The sequence below is a fragment of the Pseudomonas sp. CFBP13509 genome (assembly GCF_005233485.1).
Lineage (GTDB): Bacteria > Pseudomonadota > Gammaproteobacteria > Pseudomonadales > Pseudomonadaceae > Aquipseudomonas > Aquipseudomonas marginalis.
The window spans coordinates 52,918-71,731 of sequence record NZ_QGAA01000006.1 but is presented as its reverse complement, the minus strand read 5'-3'; the positions used below and the strand labels follow the sequence as shown (position 1 = coordinate 71,731).

13 protein-coding genes are annotated in these 18,814 nt (G+C 62.2%); 6 read left to right on the top strand and 7 right to left on the bottom strand.

The genetic code is table 11. The features are described 5' to 3' along the window. Positions 1-99: 99 nt before the first annotated feature. Together PspCFBP13509_RS11720 and ppsA are read right to left on the bottom strand one after the other, a co-directional pair. Positions 100-1,089: an alpha/beta fold hydrolase gene (locus tag PspCFBP13509_RS11720; protein ID WP_137212077.1), complete on the bottom strand. Its 990-nt coding sequence runs from the start codon at positions 1,087-1,089 to the stop codon at positions 100-102. Between the two features lie 104 nt (positions 1,090-1,193). Beyond that, entirely contained in the window at positions 1,194-3,569 is a 2,376-nt protein-coding gene (gene ppsA / locus PspCFBP13509_RS11715) for a phosphoenolpyruvate synthase (protein ID WP_065924780.1), read from the bottom strand. 177 nt (positions 3,570-3,746) lie between these two features. Here ppsA and ppsR point away from each other — a divergent pair, with 177 nt between their 5' ends. Beyond that, complete coding sequence (gene ppsR, locus PspCFBP13509_RS11710; protein WP_027603681.1) at positions 3,747-4,565, top strand: posphoenolpyruvate synthetase regulatory kinase/phosphorylase PpsR; 819 nt, start codon at positions 3,747-3,749, stop codon at positions 4,563-4,565. A 199-nt stretch (positions 4,566-4,764) separates the two neighbouring features. Here ppsR and PspCFBP13509_RS11705 read toward each other — a convergent pair whose 3' ends face one another. After that, positions 4,765-6,189: an aminotransferase-like domain-containing protein gene (locus tag PspCFBP13509_RS11705; protein ID WP_027603680.1), complete on the bottom strand. Its 1,425-nt coding sequence runs from the start codon at positions 6,187-6,189 to the stop codon at positions 4,765-4,767. A gap of 160 nt (positions 6,190-6,349) precedes the next feature. Here PspCFBP13509_RS11705 and PspCFBP13509_RS11700 point away from each other — a divergent pair, with 160 nt between their 5' ends. From PspCFBP13509_RS11700 to PspCFBP13509_RS11680, 5 genes are read left to right on the top strand one after another with little or no spacing between them, the layout of a single operon-like run. Next, positions 6,350-7,243 (top strand): DMT family transporter, encoded by an 894-nt coding sequence (locus PspCFBP13509_RS11700; RefSeq protein WP_161985727.1) that lies wholly within the window; start codon positions 6,350-6,352, stop codon positions 7,241-7,243. A 23-nt stretch (positions 7,244-7,266) separates the two neighbouring features. Next, on the top strand, positions 7,267-9,129 hold the full coding sequence (gene moeB / locus PspCFBP13509_RS11695) for a molybdopterin-synthase adenylyltransferase MoeB (RefSeq protein WP_065924783.1): 1,863 nt from the start codon (positions 7,267-7,269) through the stop codon (positions 9,127-9,129). A gap of 15 nt (positions 9,130-9,144) precedes the next feature. Further along, on the top strand, positions 9,145-10,059 hold the full coding sequence (locus PspCFBP13509_RS11690; protein ID WP_137212076.1) for a PLP-dependent cysteine synthase family protein: 915 nt from the start codon (positions 9,145-9,147) through the stop codon (positions 10,057-10,059). Between the two features lie 37 nt (positions 10,060-10,096). Continuing rightward, the gene (locus PspCFBP13509_RS11685; protein ID WP_065924785.1) at positions 10,097-11,089 is read left to right on the top strand and encodes a serine O-acetyltransferase; all 993 of its coding nucleotides are present in this window, start codon (positions 10,097-10,099) and stop codon (positions 11,087-11,089) included. 2 nt (positions 11,090-11,091) lie between these two features. Then, complete coding sequence (locus PspCFBP13509_RS11680; RefSeq protein ID WP_027603675.1) at positions 11,092-11,820, top strand: alanyl-tRNA editing protein; 729 nt, start codon at positions 11,092-11,094, stop codon at positions 11,818-11,820. Between the two features lie 59 nt (positions 11,821-11,879). Here the strand turns inward: PspCFBP13509_RS11680 and prpD are convergent, their stop codons facing one another. The 4 genes from prpD to prpC form a co-directional block, all read right to left on the bottom strand. Next, complete coding sequence (gene prpD / locus PspCFBP13509_RS11675) at positions 11,880-13,364, bottom strand: 2-methylcitrate dehydratase (RefSeq protein ID WP_137212075.1); 1,485 nt, start codon at positions 13,362-13,364, stop codon at positions 11,880-11,882. Between the two features lie 268 nt (positions 13,365-13,632). Next, positions 13,633-14,823, bottom strand: a complete 1,191-nt coding sequence (prpF, locus tag PspCFBP13509_RS11670; protein WP_137212074.1) for a 2-methylaconitate cis-trans isomerase PrpF — start codon at positions 14,821-14,823, stop codon at positions 13,633-13,635. An 11-nt stretch (positions 14,824-14,834) separates the two neighbouring features. After that, complete coding sequence (acnD, locus tag PspCFBP13509_RS11665; protein WP_137212073.1) at positions 14,835-17,429, bottom strand: Fe/S-dependent 2-methylisocitrate dehydratase AcnD; 2,595 nt, start codon at positions 17,427-17,429, stop codon at positions 14,835-14,837. A 215-nt stretch (positions 17,430-17,644) separates the two neighbouring features. Next, the gene (gene prpC, locus PspCFBP13509_RS11660; RefSeq protein WP_065924788.1) at positions 17,645-18,772 is read right to left on the bottom strand and encodes a bifunctional 2-methylcitrate synthase/citrate synthase; all 1,128 of its coding nucleotides are present in this window, start codon (positions 18,770-18,772) and stop codon (positions 17,645-17,647) included. Between the last annotated feature and the right edge of the window lie 42 nt (positions 18,773-18,814).

The window sequence follows — 18,814 nt, the reverse complement described above, 5'->3', positions numbered from 1 at the left end:
CAATAACCACTGCGCGACTGAATATGACCAGAAGCGTTTAACGCGTCATATATTAGCCGCAACCACACACGAGCGAAACGCCCTTGGCAGAGCCCTGGGTCAAACTACGACCAATGCCTCGGGCTTGGCAGCCAATAAAGGTGTCAGCGGGTCGTTCAACCATTGCTCAACCAGCGGCCAGACCTCGGCCTGGGCGGCCTTGCTGACGAGCATTTCCACATGTCCGAAATCACCGCTAAACCCTTGCTGGCGCCCCAGGCACAGGTACTGACGGTGCTCGGAGCCGATCTGCTCGAACAGCTTACGGCACGCCCAGTCCGGATCCTGCCGGTCGCCCGCCGCGCTGACGGCCAGCAGCGGCACATCGACGTCCGCCAGGCCTTTCCACCAATCGCGCTTACCCTCGCCAAAGCGACCGAACAGGCCATTCCAGCGCATGGCTTCGATCAGCACGCCGGCCGGTTCGTCCTCCGGGCCCCGCTTGAGCCGCGAGCCGGACACTTCGCCGAAGCGCTTTAAAAGCAGACGGCCGGTCCACTCCACCGGCGGAAGCTTCAACGGCCAGTGGTTGCGACTGACCTGACAGCCAAACAAGGCCACCGAGGCCACTGCCGGCGCGCCAAGGTGCTGCCCACCCAAGGCCGCCGCCAGGGTTGTGCCGCCGAGGGAATGACCCACCCAATGGGGAATCTGCGCACTTTGCTCACGCACAAACGCGCCAATGGCCGGCAAGTCGTAACGCGCGTAGTCGGCGACGCGGTTAAGCGCGTAGTCCTGATTACGCCGGGACAGTCCATGGCCACGCATTTCCGGGATCCACACATCGAACCCCTGGCGGGCCAGGTAGGCGCCCAGGCCGATCCCCTTGGGCGAATACCAGAAACGCCGGTTGGAAAAACTGCCGTGCAACAAAATAACCGGGATGCCCCGGTTTTCCGGGACATCGGCCAGGCCCAAACGGGTCACCGCCAGCTCGACGGTACCGTCGGGGCTGTTACCGGGCTTGAGGCGATACACGTCTTCACTCAGGTCGCCACGACGCTCAGCGCTGATCAGGGCGACAGGAAACAGGTTGCTGCTGCTTTGCATAATGCTCTTGCACAAAAAAGGGCGACGTCCGCAAGGATTCCGCCCTGTACAGATAAGAATGCCGGTCACCCTGACGGGGGACCGGCACTTTTGACATGGCGACCTCAGGCGGACGCTTGGCCTTCCGCCAGGAAGAACCAGGTTTCCAGCACGGAGTCAGGGTTCAGCGAGACGCTTTCGATACCCTGCTCCATCAGCCATTTGGCCAGGTCCGGGTGATCGGAAGGGCCCTGGCCGCAGATACCGATGTACTTGCCGGCCTTGTTGCACGCCTGGATGGCATTGGCCAGCAGCTTCTTGACCGCAGGGTTACGCTCGTCGAACAGGTGGGCGATGATCCCGGAATCGCGGTCCAGGCCCAGGGTGAGCTGGGTCAGGTCGTTGGAACCGATGGAGAAACCGTCGAAGAACTCCAGGAACTCTTCGGCGAGGATGGCGTTGGACGGCAGTTCGCACATCATGATCACGCGCAGGCCGTTTTCGCCGCGGGACAGGCCATTTTCGGCCAGCAGGTCGACGACCTGGCTCGCTTCGCCCAGGGTGCGCACGAACGGCACCATGATCTCGACGTTGGTCAGGCCCATCTCGTTGCGCACACGCTTGAGGGCGCGGCATTCAAGCTCGAAGCAGTCACGGAACGCTTCGCTGATGTAGCGCGAGGCGCCACGGAAGCCCAGCATCGGGTTTTCTTCTTCGGGCTCGTAGAGCTTGCCGCCGATCAGGTTGGCGTATTCGTTGGACTTGAAGTCCGACAGGCGCACGATGACCTTTTTCGGGTAGAACGCCGCCGCCAGGGTGCTGATGCCTTCCACCAGCTTCTCGACGTAGAAGCCCACCGGGTCGTCGTAGCCGGCGATGCGCTTGTCCACGCTTTCCTTGATGTCCAGCGGCAGGCCGTCGTAGTTCAACAGGGCCTTGGGGTGCACGCCGATCATGCGGTTGATGATGAACTCCAGGCGGGCCAGGCCCACACCGGCATTCGGCAACTGCGCGAAGTCGAAGGCACGGTCCGGGTTGCCGACGTTCATCATGATCTTGAACGGCAGGTCGGGCATGGCGTCGATGGAGTTTTGCTTGATGTCGAAGCCCAGCTCGCCTTCAAAGATGAAGCCGGTGTCGCCTTCGGCACAGGACACGGTCACGCCCTGGCCGTCCTTGAGCAGTTGGGTGGCGTTGCCGCAACCGACCACCGCAGGAATCCCCAGCTCACGGGCGATGATCGCCGCATGGCAGGTACGCCCGCCACGGTTGGTCACGATAGCGCTGGCACGCTTCATCACCGGTTCCCAGTCCGGGTCGGTCATGTCGGAAACCAGTACGTCGCCAGGCTGGACTTTGTCCATCTCGGACACATCCTTGATGATCCGCACCTTGCCGGCGCCGATGCGCTGGCCGATGGCACGGCCTTCCACCAGCACGGTGCCGGTTTCTTTCAGCAGGTAGCGTTCCATGACGTTGGCCGAGGTACGGCTCTTCACGGTTTCCGGGCGGGCCTGCACGATGTACAGCTTGCCGTCGTCACCGTCCTTGGCCCATTCGATGTCCATCGGGCACTTGTAGTGCTTTTCGATGATCATCGCTTGCTTGGCCAACTCGCTGACTTCCGCGTCGCTCAGGCAGAAGCGCGCGCGCTCGGCCTTGTCGACGTCCACGGTTTTCACCGAACGACCGGCCTTGGCCTCGTCGCCGTAGATCATCTTGATGGCCTTGCTGCCCAGGTTGCGGCGCAGGATGGCCGGACGGCCGGCTTCAAGGGTGTGCTTGTGCACGTAGAATTCGTCGGGGTTGACCGCGCCTTGTACAACGGTTTCGCCCAGGCCGTAGGCGCCGGTGATAAACACCACGTCACGGAAGCCCGACTCGGTGTCGAGGGTGAACATCACGCCGGCGGTGCCGGTTTCCGAACGCACCATGCGCTGCACACCGGCAGACAGGGCCACCAGCTTGTGGTCGAACCCCTGGTGCACACGGTAGGAAATGGCGCGGTCGTTGAACAGCGAGGCAAACACTTCCTTGGCGGCGCGGATCACGTTTTCCACGCCGCGGATGTTAAGGAAAGTCTCTTGCTGGCCGGCGAAGGAGGCGTCAGGCAGGTCTTCGGCGGTGGCCGAGGAGCGCACGGCGACGGCCATGTCCGGGTTGCCGGCCGACAGGGTGGCGAAGGCGGTGCGGATTTCTTCGTTGAGCTTCTCGGGGAACTCGGCTTCCATGATCCATTGGCGGATCTGGGCGCCGGTTTTGGCCAGGGCGTTGACGTCATCGACGTCCAGGGCATCCAGCGCGGCGTGGATCTGAGCGTTGAGGCCGCTCAGTTCGAGGAAATCGCGGTAGGCCTGGGCCGTGGTGGCGAAACCACCCGGCACCGACACACCTGCGCCTGCAAGATTACTGATCATCTCGCCGAGGGATGCGTTCTTGCCCCCTACGTGCTCTACATCATGGACGCCGAGCTTATCGAGGGAAACTACGTACTCTACCAAGGTGATCTCTCCACTAACTGTGTTGGAAAAGCTCAGGACGCCGGCTGCTCGTAGGAGCGATTACCTGCGTTTGTGGCCTGGACCTGGAAAATAAGTGAGAATGCGGCCCACTATGGGACGGCAAAATCGCGCCTATCATATCCAAGATTCGTCATCAGCTTAAGGCCCAGGGCTCAAATGAAACGATCTGCTTTCTTTATCTCCGACGGCACCGGCATTACCGCCGAAACCCTGGGTCAGAGCCTGCTCGCGCAGTTCGAAAACAATACCTTCGCCAAATTCACGCGGCCCTATATCGACAGCGTGGATAAAGCGCGGGCCATGGTACAACAAATCAATCTGGCGGCTGAAAAAGACGGCTTTCGGCCGATCATTTTCGACACCATCGTCAATCAAGACATCCGTGAGATTCTCGCAACGTCGAATGGTTTCATGATCGACATTTTCTCGACGTTCCTGGCGCCGCTGGAGCAGGAATTGAGCGAACACTCCTCCTATTCGGTCGGAAAGTCCCATTCCATTGGGCATAACTCCAATTATATGGAGCGTATCGAGGCGGTGAACTTCGCCCTCGACAACGACGACGGCGCCCGCACCCACTACTACGACAAGGCCGACCTGATCCTGGTCGGCGTGTCGCGCTGCGGCAAAACGCCCACCTGCCTGTACATGGCCATGCAGTTCGGCATCCGTGCGGCCAACTACCCGCTGACCGAAGACGACATGGAGCACCTGACGCTGCCCGCCGCGCTGCGCGCCCATTCGCACAAGCTGTTCGGCCTGACCATCGACCCGGACCGTCTCACCGCCATCCGCAACGAGCGCAAGCCCAACAGCCGCTACTCCAGTTATGCCCAGTGCGAGTTCGAAGTGCGCGAAGTAGAAAATCTGTTCCGTCGCGAGAATATTGCGCACATCAATTCCACGCATTTTTCGGTGGAAGAGATTTCGGCGAAGATTCTGGTGGAAAAAGGTGTGGAGCGGCGCTTCAAATAATGCCTTGAGACACTGTTTTACTGTGGCGAGCGGGCTTGCCCCGCGCTGGGCTGCGCAGCAGCCCTAAACCAGTCACCGAGAACTGGCTGACACACCGCATTTATCTTGATTGGGGCTGCTTCGCAGCCCAGCGCGGGCGGTGCGACGATTCGACAAGCCCGCTCACAACGAGCCTGCTCACAGCATCGACGTCCACTCGCTATAGGTGAAACCGCCCTCCCCCTTGCCCCAACGCCGTCGCCAATGCATCAAACCCCGCCCGCAACAACTGATCATCGCCCGAGGTATTGCAGATACTCGCCCGAATGAACTGCGGCACCGCCGTCTGCCCTACGGCAAACGCCTCGGCGGTGGCGATCAGGTAATTATTCTGCTTGAGCTCCGCCTCGATTTCCGACGCGCGCCAGGGCTCCGGCACTTCGATCCAGAAGTGCGGGCTGTTCAGGTGGGTGCGGTACGCCAGGCCGGCCAACAAGTCCTGCACCAGGGTCTTGCGGCGGCTGATCTCGTTGATCTGTTGGCGCAGCAGGTATTCCGCCGTGCCGTTTTCGATCCACTGCGTCGCCAGTTCCAGGGTCACCGGCGTGGCCATCCAGCAGGTGGAGCGCAAGGCCGCCGAGATACGGCTGACCAGCGCCGGGGGCGCATGCACATAGCCCACACGCAGCCCGGCAGACACGGCCTTGCTCAGGCTGCTGATCAAAATCGTACGTTCGGGGGCGAAATGGCTGAGGGGCGGTGGACGGTCTTCAACCAATACGCCGTGGGCTTCGTCCTCAAGAATCAGCAGATTATGTTCCCGGCACACCTTCACCAAGGCTTCGCGGCGCGCCACGGATAACACCGCCGTGGTCGGGTTCTGGATGGTCGGCGTGCAATACAGCGCTGAAACCCGGTGATTACGACAGACTTCATCCAGCGCGCTCGGCAGCACGCCTTCTTCGTCCATCTCCAGGCCGATCAGGCGGATACCCAGCATGCGTGCGGCGGTGATCAGCCCCGGATAAGTCAATTGTTCGGTGACCACCGTATCGCCGGCGCGCAGCAGGGCCATCATCGCGCACAGCAGTCCATGCTGGCCGCCGTTGACGCAGATCACCTGCTCGGGGATCGGATGAAAATCACGCTGCACCAGCCACTGCGCGCCCGCGTCGCGATAACGCGGCAGGCCGGCATCCGGGGTGTAGGCGCTGATGTCCTGGAGGAACTTGGCGTTGGTCGACAGGGTTTGGAAGCTCTGTGCCAGGAAGGTGGTTTCCTGACCCGGGATATGCATGTTGCGGCTCATGTCGAAGTACTGGCGCGGCTCCTCGCTGAAGTTACGAAATCCTTCATCACGCTGGCGCTCCATCCCACGCTTGCGGACGAAAGTGCCGTCACCCACTCGCGCTACCACCAAACCCAGACGCTCCAGCTCACCGTAGGCCCGGCTGATGGTGCCGATGGTCACCCCCAGATTGTCGGAAAGCACCCGATGAGGCGGCAGTTTTCGTCCCGGCTCAATCAAGCCTTCGAGGATGCCCCGTTCCATGACATCGGACAGGCGCTTGTACTTCACGCCCTGCCCGTTGGACAACCCCTCACGCATAATTGACACCATGTCAATATTTGTTTTGACAGCCATCTTTCGCCCTAATAGTGTGCTTTTACGGGTTCAATCGCCGAATTTCATAACTCATTACAAGTTCAATATAGAGTTCAATTCAGGCTCAGGGAAGCAATAAACGATGCCAATGTCCGCCGTTCTCGAAAACAACGCCAAAACCAAAACGCAAAAGCAGTGGCTGGCCGGGCTGGTGACCAGCGTGATGTTCCTGATCGTGTGCCTGAGCTGGGGCACCACGTGGCTGGGGATCAAGATCGCCGTGGAGAGTGTTCCGCCGCTGACGTCCGCCGGTCTGCGCTTCCTGATCGCCTTCCCGCTGTTCCTGTGTTTTGCCAAGGTGCGCCGCGAGCCCATCCTGTTTCCCCGCGAGAGTCGCTGGTTTTTCGTATTCGTGACCCTGTCCTACTTCAGCGTGCCGTACTACCTGCTCAACTACGGCGAGATGCATGTGTCATCCGGTCTTACCGCCCTGCTGTTCAGTTGCATGCCGGTATTCATCCTGATTTTCTCCGCGTTGTTCCTGCGCGAGCGCATCTACTTTTCCCAGGTGGTCGGCATCGGTATCGGCTTCGGCAGCCTCTACATGATCATCAGGAGCCAGGGCCTGCACCTGGACCACGCCGAGTTCCTGGGGGTACTGGCGATCCTGGCGGCCGCGATCATGCACGCCTTGTGCTACGTCATCACCAAGCAAAAAGGCAGCGCCATCAGCGTGATCACCTACAACACGCTGCCCATCGGCATTGCCGGGCTGATGCTGTTCGTGGCCGGGTTGTGGTTTGAGACGCCGACCTTCGAAGCCATCACCCTGCGCTCCTGGAGCGCGCTGTTCTACCTGGGGCTGGTGGCCTCGGTGGGTGGGTTCATCGTGTATTTCATGCTGCTCAAGCGCTTGAGCCCGATCATCCTGTCGTTCGTGTTCATCATCTTCCCGGTGTTCGCGGTGATCATCGGCGCCTGGTACGAAGGCGTGGCGATTTCCCGCGACCTGATGCTGTATTCGGCCATCCTGCTGGCCGGCTTTGCGATCACCAAGTTGCCCATTGAAAAACTCCTGGCCAAGAAAAATTGACCCGCCATCAACGCGAGAGAAACATGGACGTCCTCCGCCCAAAAGCCCTGGAACAGATCTACGCCCACGCCAGCCGCAGCTACCCCGAGGAATGCTGCGGCTTTGTCTTCGCCGACGGCAGCGTGTACCTGGGCAGCAACATCCAGAACGAACTGCACCGCAAAAACCCCGAGATGTACCCGCGCAGCGCGGCCAATGGCTACACCTTCTCGGTGGCCGACACCCTGCTGATGAACAAGGCGTTTCGCAGCGACAACCCGGTGGTGGTGATCTACCACTCCCACCCGGATGTCGGCGCCTATTTCAGCGATGAAGACCAGGACAAGGCCCTGTTCATGGGCGAGCCGATCTACCCCGTCAGTTACCTGGTGGTCGACGTTCGCCAGGGCCAGGCCCTGGGTTCAAAACTGTTTGCCTGGGATGGCGAGCATTTCACCCTTAACCCCTTCAACGACCTGCACACGGAGTTGTCCATGAACGCTGTCTCTTTCCCCGACATTCTGGTTCGCGTGGCCAAGCTGCCGGAATCGACCCTCGAGGGCGCCGGATCGACATTGCGCGAAGTCATTGAAAACCTCTGCAGCAGCCACCCGCAGTTGCGCGCCCATCTGTTTCACGAAAAGAACAACCAGCTCAAGGAACACTTCCTGTTCACCGCTGAGGAAGAGCTGATTGGCGCCGATGACCGGCTGCCGGAAAAAGCCCGCATCGAAGTGCTGCTCGCCACCTCCGGCGGTATGGACGTCGACAGCCTCAGCAACGAGGAAGTGCAACGTTATGTGCGCCATATCACCCTGCCCGGCGTCGGCCGCGAAGGCCAGTTGAACCTCAAGAAAGCCAAGGTCCTGATTATCGGCACCGGCGGCCTGGGCTCGCCCATCAGCCTGTACCTGGCAGCGGCCGGCGTCGGTACCCTGGGGCTGGTGGATTTCGACGTGGTGGAAAGCAGCAACCTGCAACGCCAGATCGTCCACGGCAACAGCACCCTGGGCATGCCCAAGGTCGACTCGGCCAAGCAGCGCTTGCAGGACCTCAACCGCCATATCCAGATCAACGCCCACGACACCGCCCTGAACGCCGACAATGCCCTGGAACTGGTGGGCGCCTATGACCTGGTCATCGACGGCACCGACAATTTCGACACCCGCTACCTGGTCAACGACGCCTGCGTGCAACTGGGCAAACCCCTGGTGTACGGCGCCATCTACCGCTTCGACGGGCAGATCAGCGTGCTCAACTACCAAGGCGGGCCGTGCTACCGCTGCCTGTTCCCCAGCGCACCGCCCGCGGAACTGGCACCCAATTGCAGCGCCGGAGGGGTGATCGGCGTGCTTCCCGGGGTGGTCGGGATGATCCAGGCCACCGAGGCGATCAAACTGTTGATCGGCATTGGCGAGCCCCTGTCCGGCCGCCTGATGCGCTTCGATGCACTGGCGATGAAGTTCAGCGAAATCCGTTTCAAGCGCCGTGCCGACTGCCCGTGCTGCTCCGACCTGCGCCCCAGCGAAACCCTGGCGCCAGCCGTCTGTGCGGACGCCGTGCCCAGCCAACCGTCCCTGGCCGAAGAGCGCTACATCAAGCCGCGCGTACTCAAGCAGGTACTCGAACACCCCAGCAGCGCCGACGTCCTGCTGGATGTGCGCGACGCCAGCGAACTGGAGGTGTGCAAATTACCGGGGGTGGTGCATATCCCCCTGGCCGAGCTGGATGGCCAGCTCGGGCGTCTCAGCCGCGACAACACCCATTACCTGATCTGCTACGCCGGCACCCGCGCCGAGCAAGCGGCCAGCACCCTGTTGGCGGCGGGTTTCGCCAACACCAAAGTCCTGCAAGGCGGCATGAAACACTGGGTTCGCGACGTCGAACCCGACATGCCGTTGTACTGACCCGGGGGCTGACCGATGTTGCATAACTCTATCCTCGACGCCATCGGCCATACGCCGATCGTCCGCCTGGCGCAGTTTTCCGAAGACCTCGGCATCGAGGTCTACGTCAAGCTCGAATCCCTCAACCCGGGGGGCAGCCACAAGGCGCGCATCGCCCTGGGCATGATCCTCGACGCCGAGCGGCGCGGCGTGCTGATCCGTGACGCCGGGCAAACCATCATCGAACCCAGCGGTGGCAATACCGGTATCGGCCTGGTGATGGCCGGCAACGTGCTGGGCTACAAGGTGGTGCTGGTGATCCCGGACAACTACAGCCCCGAAAAACAGAAGCTGCTGCGCCTGTACGGCGCCAAGGTGGTGCTCTCCGACAGCCGCCTCGGCAACAATTCCCACGGTGAAAAATGCATGGAGTTGCAGCTGGAAAACCCCAGCTACGTGATGCTCAACCAGCAACGCAACGGCGCCAACCCGCAAACCCACCGTGACACCACAGCGCCGGAAATCCTCCGCGCCTTCGGTGATCGCCGCGTGGATTATTTTGTCAGCGGCATCGGCACCGGCGGCCATATCACCGGTATCGGCGAAACCCTCAAGGCCGCCTGGCCAGCCCTGCGCGTGATGGGCGTGGAGCCCGAAGAATGCGACCTGCTGAAGAACCAGCACGCGCCGCATCATATCCAGGGCCTGTCGATCGGCCTGATCCCGAGCATCCTCAACCTGGATGTGATCGACGGCATGCTCAAGGTCTCGCGCCAGGACTGCATCGACATGATCAAACGCATCATGCGCACCGATGCCATCAGCCTGGGCCTGTCCTCCGCCGCCAACATGGTGGCCATCGCCAGGCTCGCCCCCGAATTGCCGCCCGAAACGGTGGTGTTGACCATGGTCTACGACAATGCCGACAGCTACCTGCCCAGTTTCGAATAACGGGTCTTCCAACCAGCCAGAATGCGGGGGTGCCTCCATGGGCGGCTTTATCGACATGCAACAGTTGCACGATGAGTTGCTCACCCAGCTCATCAAGACCCTCACCCCCATGCAGATGAAACAGCTGGAGCCGCACCTCGCGCCACTGATCCAGAATGCCGCCCAGGCGGTGGCCGAGGACTTGATCGCCTACGCCTATCGCGACCCGGCATCCCGTGGGCGCGGCGAACTGATCCTGGAGTCCTACGCGTCGTTCAAGGCGGTGCTCTATTACCGGCTTGCGCACCTGGTGTGGAATTTCCCCGACCAGACCAACGGCGTGTTTTCACGCATCGCCCTCAAGCTGAGCAACCAGGGCAAGGTCCTGTCCGGGGCCGAAATCCACCCGGCGGCGCGTATCGGCCGGCGCTTTGTGCTCGACCACGGCTACGGCACGGTAATCGGCGAGACCTGCGAGATCGGCAACGATTGCTACATCCTCTGCGGCGTGACCCTGGGTGCCCGCGGCATCGCCAACAATCCCGATGGCAAGCGCCATCCGCGCCTGGGCAACAACGTCGAGGTCGGCTCCGGGGCCCGGGTGCTGGGCTATGTGCTGATCGGCGACAACGTGTTTATCAGCCCCTCCTGTGTGATCACCCAGGACGTACCCGCCGGCACCAAGGTGAAGGTGGTGAACCAGATCCAACTGCAAAAAAACGATGAATCGGACCACAGCAACTACCTCGGGGCCTTCGCCCTGGATGAGCGCCTGCACGTGGTCGGCGAGGTCAATGCCAGCCACAAGGTCACGGTGCTGGACGCCGACTTTCATCCGTTGCCAGGCCTGATGCTGGAGCCAACGGTGAAGGAACGTCACCACCTGCAATTCAGGCTGCACCGCCTCGAATCCGGCAACCACCTGCCGCGCCTGCCGCTGAACCTGAAAGTCTGCGGGCCGGAATTCGAAATCACCCTGCTCTCCCCCCCTGGCTTGAGCGCGATGGTGCGCCACCTGCTGCAAGCCAGCCCACTGATCGTCGGAGGTTGAACATGTCCGTGCACACCATGGAAACCCTGGCGCTGTTTGACAGCGCGCCCTACCAGAACGCATTCAGCGCCCGGGTGATTGCCGTCAGCGAACACGGCATCGCCCTGGAGCACACCCTGTTCTACCCCACCGGCGGCGGCCAACCCGGCGATACCGGCCACCTGACCCTGGCGGACGGTACCCGGGTCGACGTGACCGGCACGGTGCGCGACCCGGTGCTGCGTTCGATCATCTGGCACCAGGTGGAACACTGCCCGGAGCAGTTGATCGCCGGCGTGCTGGTGGACGCCGGTCTGGATTGGGAGCGGCGCTACCAGCACATGAAAATGCACACCTGCCTGCACCTGCTGTGCTCGCTCATCGACGCACCGGTGACCGGTTGCAGCATCAGTGCCGACAAAGGCCGCCTGGATTTCGACCTGCCGGAAATGACCCTCGACAAGGACAGCATCACCCGTGACCTCAATGCGCTGATCGAACAGGCCCACGAGGTGAAGACCCTGTCGATGCCGGCTTCGGAGTACGCCACCCTGCTGCAGATCACCCGCACCCAGGCGGTTGCGCCGCCGGTGATCCAGGGCTCGGTACGGGTGATTGAAATCGGCGGGATCGATATCCAGCCGTGCGGCGGTACCCATGTGCTCAACACCGAGGAAATCGGCCGGGTGTTCTGCGAGAAGATCGAGAAGAAGAGCAAGCACAACCGCCGGGTGATCCTGCGGTTTGAGTGAACGCAACAACTGTGGGGAGGGGGCTTGCCTCTCCCACATTTTTGCTTTTGCGGCGCCTGCTAGATGACGAACAGGTCCACGAAGCGGTTGACCGGCGTGGCCTCGAGCTTCGCCTGGTCCGTGCACAACGCAAAGATCTCGGCACTGCGCTGGGCGGTAAAGCGCGTGGCCAGGTTGGCCTTGAACTTGTCTTCCAGCAACGCAATGCCCTCCACTCGACGACGGCGATGGCCGATCGGGTATTCCACCGCCACTTGCTCGGTGCTGGAGCCATCCTTGAAGAACACCTGCACGGCATTGGCGATGGAACGCTTGTCGGCTTCCAGGTATTCACGGCTGTAGCGTGGGTCTTCGACGATGACCATCTTGTCGCGCAACTGATCAATGATCGGGTGAGCGGCGTGGAATGCCTCCTCGTAGTGCTCGGCCACCAGATTGCCGAATGCCAGGGGCACGGCGGTCATGTATTGCAGGCAATGGTCGCGGTCGGCGGCGTTGGCCAGTGGCCCGACCTTGGAGATGATGCGAATCGCCGACTCATGGGTGGTGATCACGATGCGCTCGACGTCGTGCAGGCGATCCTTGACCAACGGATGCAAGGTCACCGCGGCTTCACAGGCGGTCTGCGCGTGGAACTCGGCGGGGAAGCTGATCTTGAACAGCACGTTTTCCATCACGTAGGTGCCATACGGCTGGGACAGGCTGAACGCACGCTTGTCCTCGGGCTTGAGCGCCAGGTCTTTGTTGGTGTGACTGAACAGCACGTCGTAGAAGCCCCATTGCGGCGCGCTCAGCACACCGGGGATGCCCATTTCGCCGCGCAGGGCGATGTCCGCCAGGCGTACGCCGCGACTCGACGCATCCCCCGCCGCCCAGGATTTGCGCGAGCCGGCATTCGGCGCATGCCGGTAAGTGCGCAAGGCCTGGCCATCGACGAAGGCGTGAGACAGTGCCGACAGCAGCTGTTCGCGGTTGGCGCCCATCAGCTGGGCGGTGACCGCCGTGGAGGCGACTTTCACCAACAGCACATGGTCGAGGCCGACACGGTTGAACGAGTTTTCCAGGGCAATCACACCCTGGATTTCGTGGGCCATGATCATCGCATCCAGCACCGCGCGCACGGTCAGCGGTGCGTCGCCATTGGCCACGCGCTGTTGCGACAGGTGATCCGCCACGGCAAGGATGCCACCGAGGTTATCCGAGGGATGCCCCCACTCGGCGGCGAGCCAAGTGTCGTTGTAGTCGAGCCAGCGCACGATGCAGCCAATGTCCCAGGCCGCCTTGACCGGGTCCAGGCGAAACGAGGTGCCCGGCACCCGCGCGCCAAACGGTACCACCGTGCCTTCAACCATCGGCCCCAGGTGCTTGGTGCACTCGGGAAAACGCAGGGCCAGCAGGCCGCAACCGAGGGTGTCCATCAGGCAGTTGCGGGCGGTGTCCAAGGCGGCCTGGGACTCGATCCGGTAGTTGAGGACATAGTCGGCGATGTCCTGCAAAACCTGGTCGTAGTCGGGGCGGTTGTTCTGGTCGACGTTGGTGCTCATGGCAGATCTCCAAAAATGGGTGGGGTCAATCCTCGGGCTAACGGTTACTGGAAGCAGATCTTGGATGCCTGCCTTTAGGAATAGAAATCCTCTGTGGGAGGGGCTTACCCTAATGCCAGTTCACATCGCCTCCTGTAGGAGCGAGCTTGCTCACGAAAAACGTCAACGATAACGCGTGCTTCCTGAATGAACGCGGCGCCTGTGAGTTTTTCGCGAGCAAGCTCGCTCCTACAAAAAGCCTCCTCCCACATTGGATCTGTGCAGGGTTTTAGAAGGCGTCGCCGGGTACGCGGACGAAACCTTCCATCAACACCCGTGCACTGCGGCTCATGATGGCTTTCTTCACCACCCACTCACCGTCCACCTGGGTGGCTTCAGCCCCCACGCGCAAGGTGCCGGAGGGATGCCCGAAGCGCACGGCATTACGTTCAATACCGCCCGCTGCGAGGTTGACCAAGGTCCCCGAAATCGCCGCCGCCGTGCCGATCGCCACCGCCGCCGTGCCCATCATCGCGTGGTGCAGCTTGCCCATGGAGAGGGCGCGCACCAGCAAATCCACATCGCCGGCCTTGATCGCCTTGCCACTGGACGCTACGTAGTCGGCAGGCTTGGCCACAAACGCCACCTTCGGCGTGTGCTGGCGCTGGGCCGCTTCGTCGAGGTGCTTGATCAGCCCCATGCGCAACGCGCCATAGGCCCGTACGGTCTCGAACATCGCCAGGGCCTTGGGGTCGCTGTTGATCGCGCCTTGCAGCTCGGTGCCGGTGTAGCCGAGGTCTTCGGCGTTGATGAAAATCGTCGGGATGCCGGCGTTGATCAGCGTGGCCTTGAAGGTGCCGACGCCGGGCACTTCCAGGTCGTCGACCAGGTTGCCGGTGGGGAACATCGAGCCGCCGCCGCCCTCTTCTTCCGCCGCCGGGTCCATGAATTCCAGCTGCACTTCGGCCGCCGGGAAGGTCACGCCGTCCAGCTCGAAGTCGCCGGTTTCCTGCACCGCCCCGTCGGTGATCGGCACGTGGGCGATGATGGTCTTGCCGATATTGGCCTGCCACACCCGCACCACCGCCACGCCGTTTTGGGGCACGCGGGCCGCATCGACCAGCCCGGCGCTGATGGCGAACGAACCCACCGCCGCCGACAGGTTGCCGCAGTTGCCACTCCAGTCGACAAAGGGCTTGTCGATGGAGACCTGGCCAAACAGATAGTCGACGTCATGATCGGCGCGGGTGCTTTTGGCGAGGATCACGGTTTTGCTGGTGCTCGATGTGGCGCCTCCCATGCCGTCGATTTGCTTGTCGTAGGGATCGGGGCTGCCGATCACCCGTAGCAGCAAGGCATCCCGCGCCGCTCCCGGCACCTGCGCCGACTCGGGCAGGTCCTGGAGGCGGAAAAATACGCCCTTGCTGGTGCCGCCACGCATATAGGTGGCGGGGATCTTGATTTGCGCTGCGTGTGCCATGGTCATCCTCTTCAGGCGGTGGTCGCCGATTCCAGGAAATCCTGGGCAAAACGTTGCAATACGCCGCCGGCTTCGTAGATCGACACTTCTTCGGCGGTGTCCAGGCGGCACGTCACCGGCACCTCGACACGTTCGCCATCCTTGCGATTGATCACCAGCGTCAACTGCGCACGCGGGGTGCGTTGGCCGATCACGTCGTAGGTTTCGCTGCCATCAATCTGCAAGGTGTGACGGTCGGTGCCGGGCAGGAACTCCAGGGGCAGCACGCCCATGCCCACCAGGTTGGTGCGGTGGATGCGCTCGAAACCCTCGGCCGCAATCGCTTCCACACCCGCCAGGCGCACGCCCTTGGCGGCCCAGTCGCGGGACGAGCCCTGGCCGTAGTCGGCGCCGGCAATGATGATCAGCGGCTGCTTGCGCTCCATGTAGGTTTCGATGGCTTCCCACATCCGCGTGACCTGGCCTTCCGGCTCGATCCGCGCCAGGGAGCCCTGCTTGACCTTGCCGTTCTCCCGCACCATTTCGTTGAACAGTTTCGGGTTGGCGAACGTCGCGCGCTGGGCGGTCAGGTGGTCGCCACGGTGGGTGGCGTAGGAGTTGAAGTCGACTTCCGGCAGGCCCATTTTCGCCAGGTATTCGCCGGCGGCGCTGTCGAGCATGATCGCGTTGGACGGCGACAGGTGATCGGTGGTGATGTTGTCCGGCAGCACCGCCAGCGGGCGCATGCCCTTGAGCGGCCGCGCACCGGCCAACGCGCCTTCCCAGTACGGTGGGCGACGGATATAGGTGCTCTGCGGGCGCCAGTCGTACAACGGCGCGACTTTCGGGCCGGTGTCTTCGTGGATCGCGAACATCGGGATATACACCGCGCGAAACTGCTCCGGCTTGACCGAGGCCTTGACCACCGCGTCGATCTCTTCGTCGCTCGGCCAGATGTCCTGCAGGCGGATTTCCTTGCCGTCGGCGTCCAGGCCGAGCACGTCCTTCTCGATGTCGAAACGGATGGTGCCGGCAATCGCATAGGCCACCACCAGCGGCGGCGAAGCCAGGAACGCCTGCTTGGCGTACGGGTGGATACGCCCGTCGAAGTTGCGGTTACCCGAGAGCACGGCGGTGGCGTACAGGTCGCGGTCGATGATCTCTTGCTGGATCGCCGGGTCGAGCGCGCCGGACATACCGTTGCAGGTGGTGCAGGCAAACGCCACCACGCCAAAGCCGAGCTTTTCCAACTCATGACCCAGGCCGGCTTCTTCCAGGTACATGGCCACGGTTTTCGAACCCGGTGCCAGGGACGACTTGACCCACGGCTTGCGCGTCAACCCAAGCCTGTTGGCGTTGCGCGCCAGCAGCCCGGCGGCGATCACGTTGCGCGGGTTACTGGTGTTGGTGCAACTGGTGATGGCGGCGATGATCACCGCGCCGTCGGGCATTTGCCCCGGCACTTCATCCCACTGGCCGGAGATGCCCTTGGCGGCCAGGTCGCGGGTGGCGACGCGGGCGTGCGGGTTGCTCGGGCCAGCCATGTTGCGCACCACGCTGGACAGGTCGAAGGTGAGACCACGCTCATATTGCGCACCTTTAAGGTCATCCGCCCACAGGCCGGTATGGCGGGCGTACTGCTCGACCAGGGCGACTTGCTCGTCTTCGCGGCCGGTGAGTTTCAGGTAGGCGATGGTCTGCTGGTCGATATAAAACATGGCCGCCGTGGCGCCGTATTCCGGGGCCATGTTGGAGATGGTCGCGCGGTCGCCGAGGGTCAGTTTGGACGCGCCCTCACCGAAGAATTCCAGCCAGGCGCCGACCACTTTCTGTTGGCGCAGGAACTCGGTCAGGGCCAGCACCATATCGGTGGCGGTGATGCCCGGCAGCAGCTGGCCGGTCAATTCGACACCGACGCTTTCCGGCAGGCGCATCCACGAGGCGCGGCCAAGCATGACGCTTTCGGCTTCAAGGCCGCCGACGCCAATGGCGATCACGCCCAACGCATCGACGTGGGGGGTATGGCTGTCGGTGCCGACGCAGGTATCCGGGAAGGCCACACCGTCACGCACCTGGACCACCGGGGACATTTTCTCCAGGTTGATCTGGTGCATGATGCCGTTGCCCGGCGGGATCACGTCGACATTCTTGAAAGCCTTTTTGGTCCACTCGATAAAGTGGAAGCGGTCTTCGTTGCGACGGTCTTCGATGGCGCGGTTTTTCTCGAACGCGTCCGGGTCGAAACCACCGGCTTCGACAGCCAGGGAATGGTCGACGATCAACTGGGTGGGGACCACCGGGTTGACCTGGGCCGGGTCGCCGCCTTGCAGGGCGATGGCATCTCGCAGGCCGGCGAGGTCGACTAGCGCGGTCTGGCCGAGAATGTCGTGGCACACCACGCGGGCCGGGAACCAGGGGAAGTCGAGGTCGCGTTTGCGTTCGATCAACTGGCTCAAGGATGCGTTGAGGGTGGCCGGGTCGCAGCGGCGCACCAGATTCTCGGCGAGCACACGAGAGGTGTAGGGCAATGTGGCGTAGGCGCCGGGGCTGATTGCATCGACGGCCGCGCGGGCGTCGAAGTAATCCAGGCGGCTGCCGGGGAGCGGTTTGCGAAATTCAGTGTTCATCGTCAGGACTCGGTCACGGTGATTGCAAAAGGAAGACCTGGGCCGATCCGGAATTGAAATGCGATCCAAATGTGGGAGGGGCGGTGCGACGATTCGACTTGCCCCCGATAGCGGTGTGTCATTCAACACCTATGGCAACTGATAAACCGCCATCGGGGGCAAGCCCCCTCCCACACTTGGTCCGGTTTCCACTTCGGGATCGTCGGTGTTCCCATTCAGCGACGTTCGATTGGCACGAACTTGCGCTGTTCAACGCCGATGTACTCGGCGCTTGGACGGATGATGCGATTGTTGGCGCGCTGTTCGAACACATGCGCGGCCCAGCCGGTCAGCCGCGAGCAGACGAAGATCGGCGTGAACAGCTTGGTCGGGATGCCCATGAAGTGGTACGCCGAGGCATGGTAGAAATCGGCGTTGGGGAACAGTTTCTTCTGCTCCCACATGGTCTTGTCGATGGCTTCGGAGACCGGGAACAGCACGGTGTCGCCCACTTCGTCGGCGAGCTTTTTCGACCAACCCTTGATCACTTCATTACGCGGGTCGTTGTCTTTGTAGATCGCGTGGCCGAAGCCCATGATCTTGTCCTTGCGAGCCAGCATGCCGAGGGTGCCTTCGACGGCTTCCTCTGCCGAACCGAAACGCTCGATCATTTCCATCGCCGCTTCGTTGGCGCCGCCGTGCAGCGGGCCGCGCAGGGAACCGATGGCGGCGGTGATGCAGGAGTACAGGTCGGACAGGGTCGAGGCACACACCCGCGCGGTGAAGGTCGAGGCGTTGAACTCGTGCTCGGCGTAGAGGATCAACGACACATTCATGACCTTCTCATGCAGCTCGCTCGGCTTCTTGCCATGCAGCAGGTGCAGGAAGTGGCCGCCGATACTCGGCTCGTCGGTCACGCAGTCGATGCGCTTGCCGTCATGGCTGAAGCGGTACCAGTAGCACATGATCGCCGGGAACGCGGCGAGCAGGCGGTCGGTCACGTCGCGTTGCACGCTGAAGTCTTTTTCCGGCTCGATGTTACCGAGGAAGGAGCAACCGGTGCGCATCACGTCCATCGGGTGGGCGTCGGCGGGGATGCGTTCGAGCACTTCTTTCAGCGCTTGCGGCAGGTCACGCAGCGTGCTCAGCCTGGCGCTGTAGGCGGCCAGTTCGGCCTGGGTCGGCAGTTCGCCGTACAGCAGCAGATAAGCGACCTCTTCAAACTGTGCATCGGCGGCCAGTTCGCGCACGTCGTAGCCACGGTAAGTCAGGCCGGCTCCGGCCTGGCCCACGGTGGACAGTGCGGTCTGCCCGGCGACCTGGCCACGCAGGCCGGCACCACTCAGTACTTTTGCTTCAGCCATGGTTTTTCTCCAATTTTGTCGTTATTCAGGGAGGCGTGTTCG

What these genes read in the sequence shown, in the direction of transcription:
- PspCFBP13509_RS11720 (WP_137212077.1), bottom strand. Translation starts at nt 1,089, where the DNA reads ATGCAAAGCAGCAGCAACCTGTTTCCTGTCGCCCTGATCAGCGCTGAG.
- ppsR (WP_027603681.1), top strand. Translation starts at nt 3,747, where the DNA reads ATGAAACGATCTGCTTTCTTTATCTCCGACGGCACCGGCATTACCGCC.
- PspCFBP13509_RS11705 (WP_027603680.1), bottom strand. Translation starts at nt 6,189, where the DNA reads ATGGCTGTCAAAACAAATATTGACATGGTGTCAATTATGCGTGAGGGG.
- moeB (WP_065924783.1), top strand. Translation starts at nt 7,267, where the DNA reads ATGGACGTCCTCCGCCCAAAAGCCCTGGAACAGATCTACGCCCACGCC.
- PspCFBP13509_RS11690 (WP_137212076.1), top strand. Translation starts at nt 9,145, where the DNA reads ATGTTGCATAACTCTATCCTCGACGCCATCGGCCATACGCCGATCGTC.
- PspCFBP13509_RS11685 (WP_065924785.1), top strand. Translation starts at nt 10,097, where the DNA reads ATGGGCGGCTTTATCGACATGCAACAGTTGCACGATGAGTTGCTCACC.
- PspCFBP13509_RS11680 (WP_027603675.1), top strand. Translation starts at nt 11,092, where the DNA reads ATGTCCGTGCACACCATGGAAACCCTGGCGCTGTTTGACAGCGCGCCC.
- prpD (WP_137212075.1), bottom strand. Translation starts at nt 13,364, where the DNA reads ATGAGCACCAACGTCGACCAGAACAACCGCCCCGACTACGACCAGGTT.
- prpF (WP_137212074.1), bottom strand. Translation starts at nt 14,823, where the DNA reads ATGGCACACGCAGCGCAAATCAAGATCCCCGCCACCTATATGCGTGGC.
- acnD (WP_137212073.1), bottom strand. Translation starts at nt 17,429, where the DNA reads ATGAACACTGAATTTCGCAAACCGCTCCCCGGCAGCCGCCTGGATTAC.
- prpC (WP_065924788.1), bottom strand. Translation starts at nt 18,772, where the DNA reads ATGGCTGAAGCAAAAGTACTGAGTGGTGCCGGCCTGCGTGGCCAGGTC.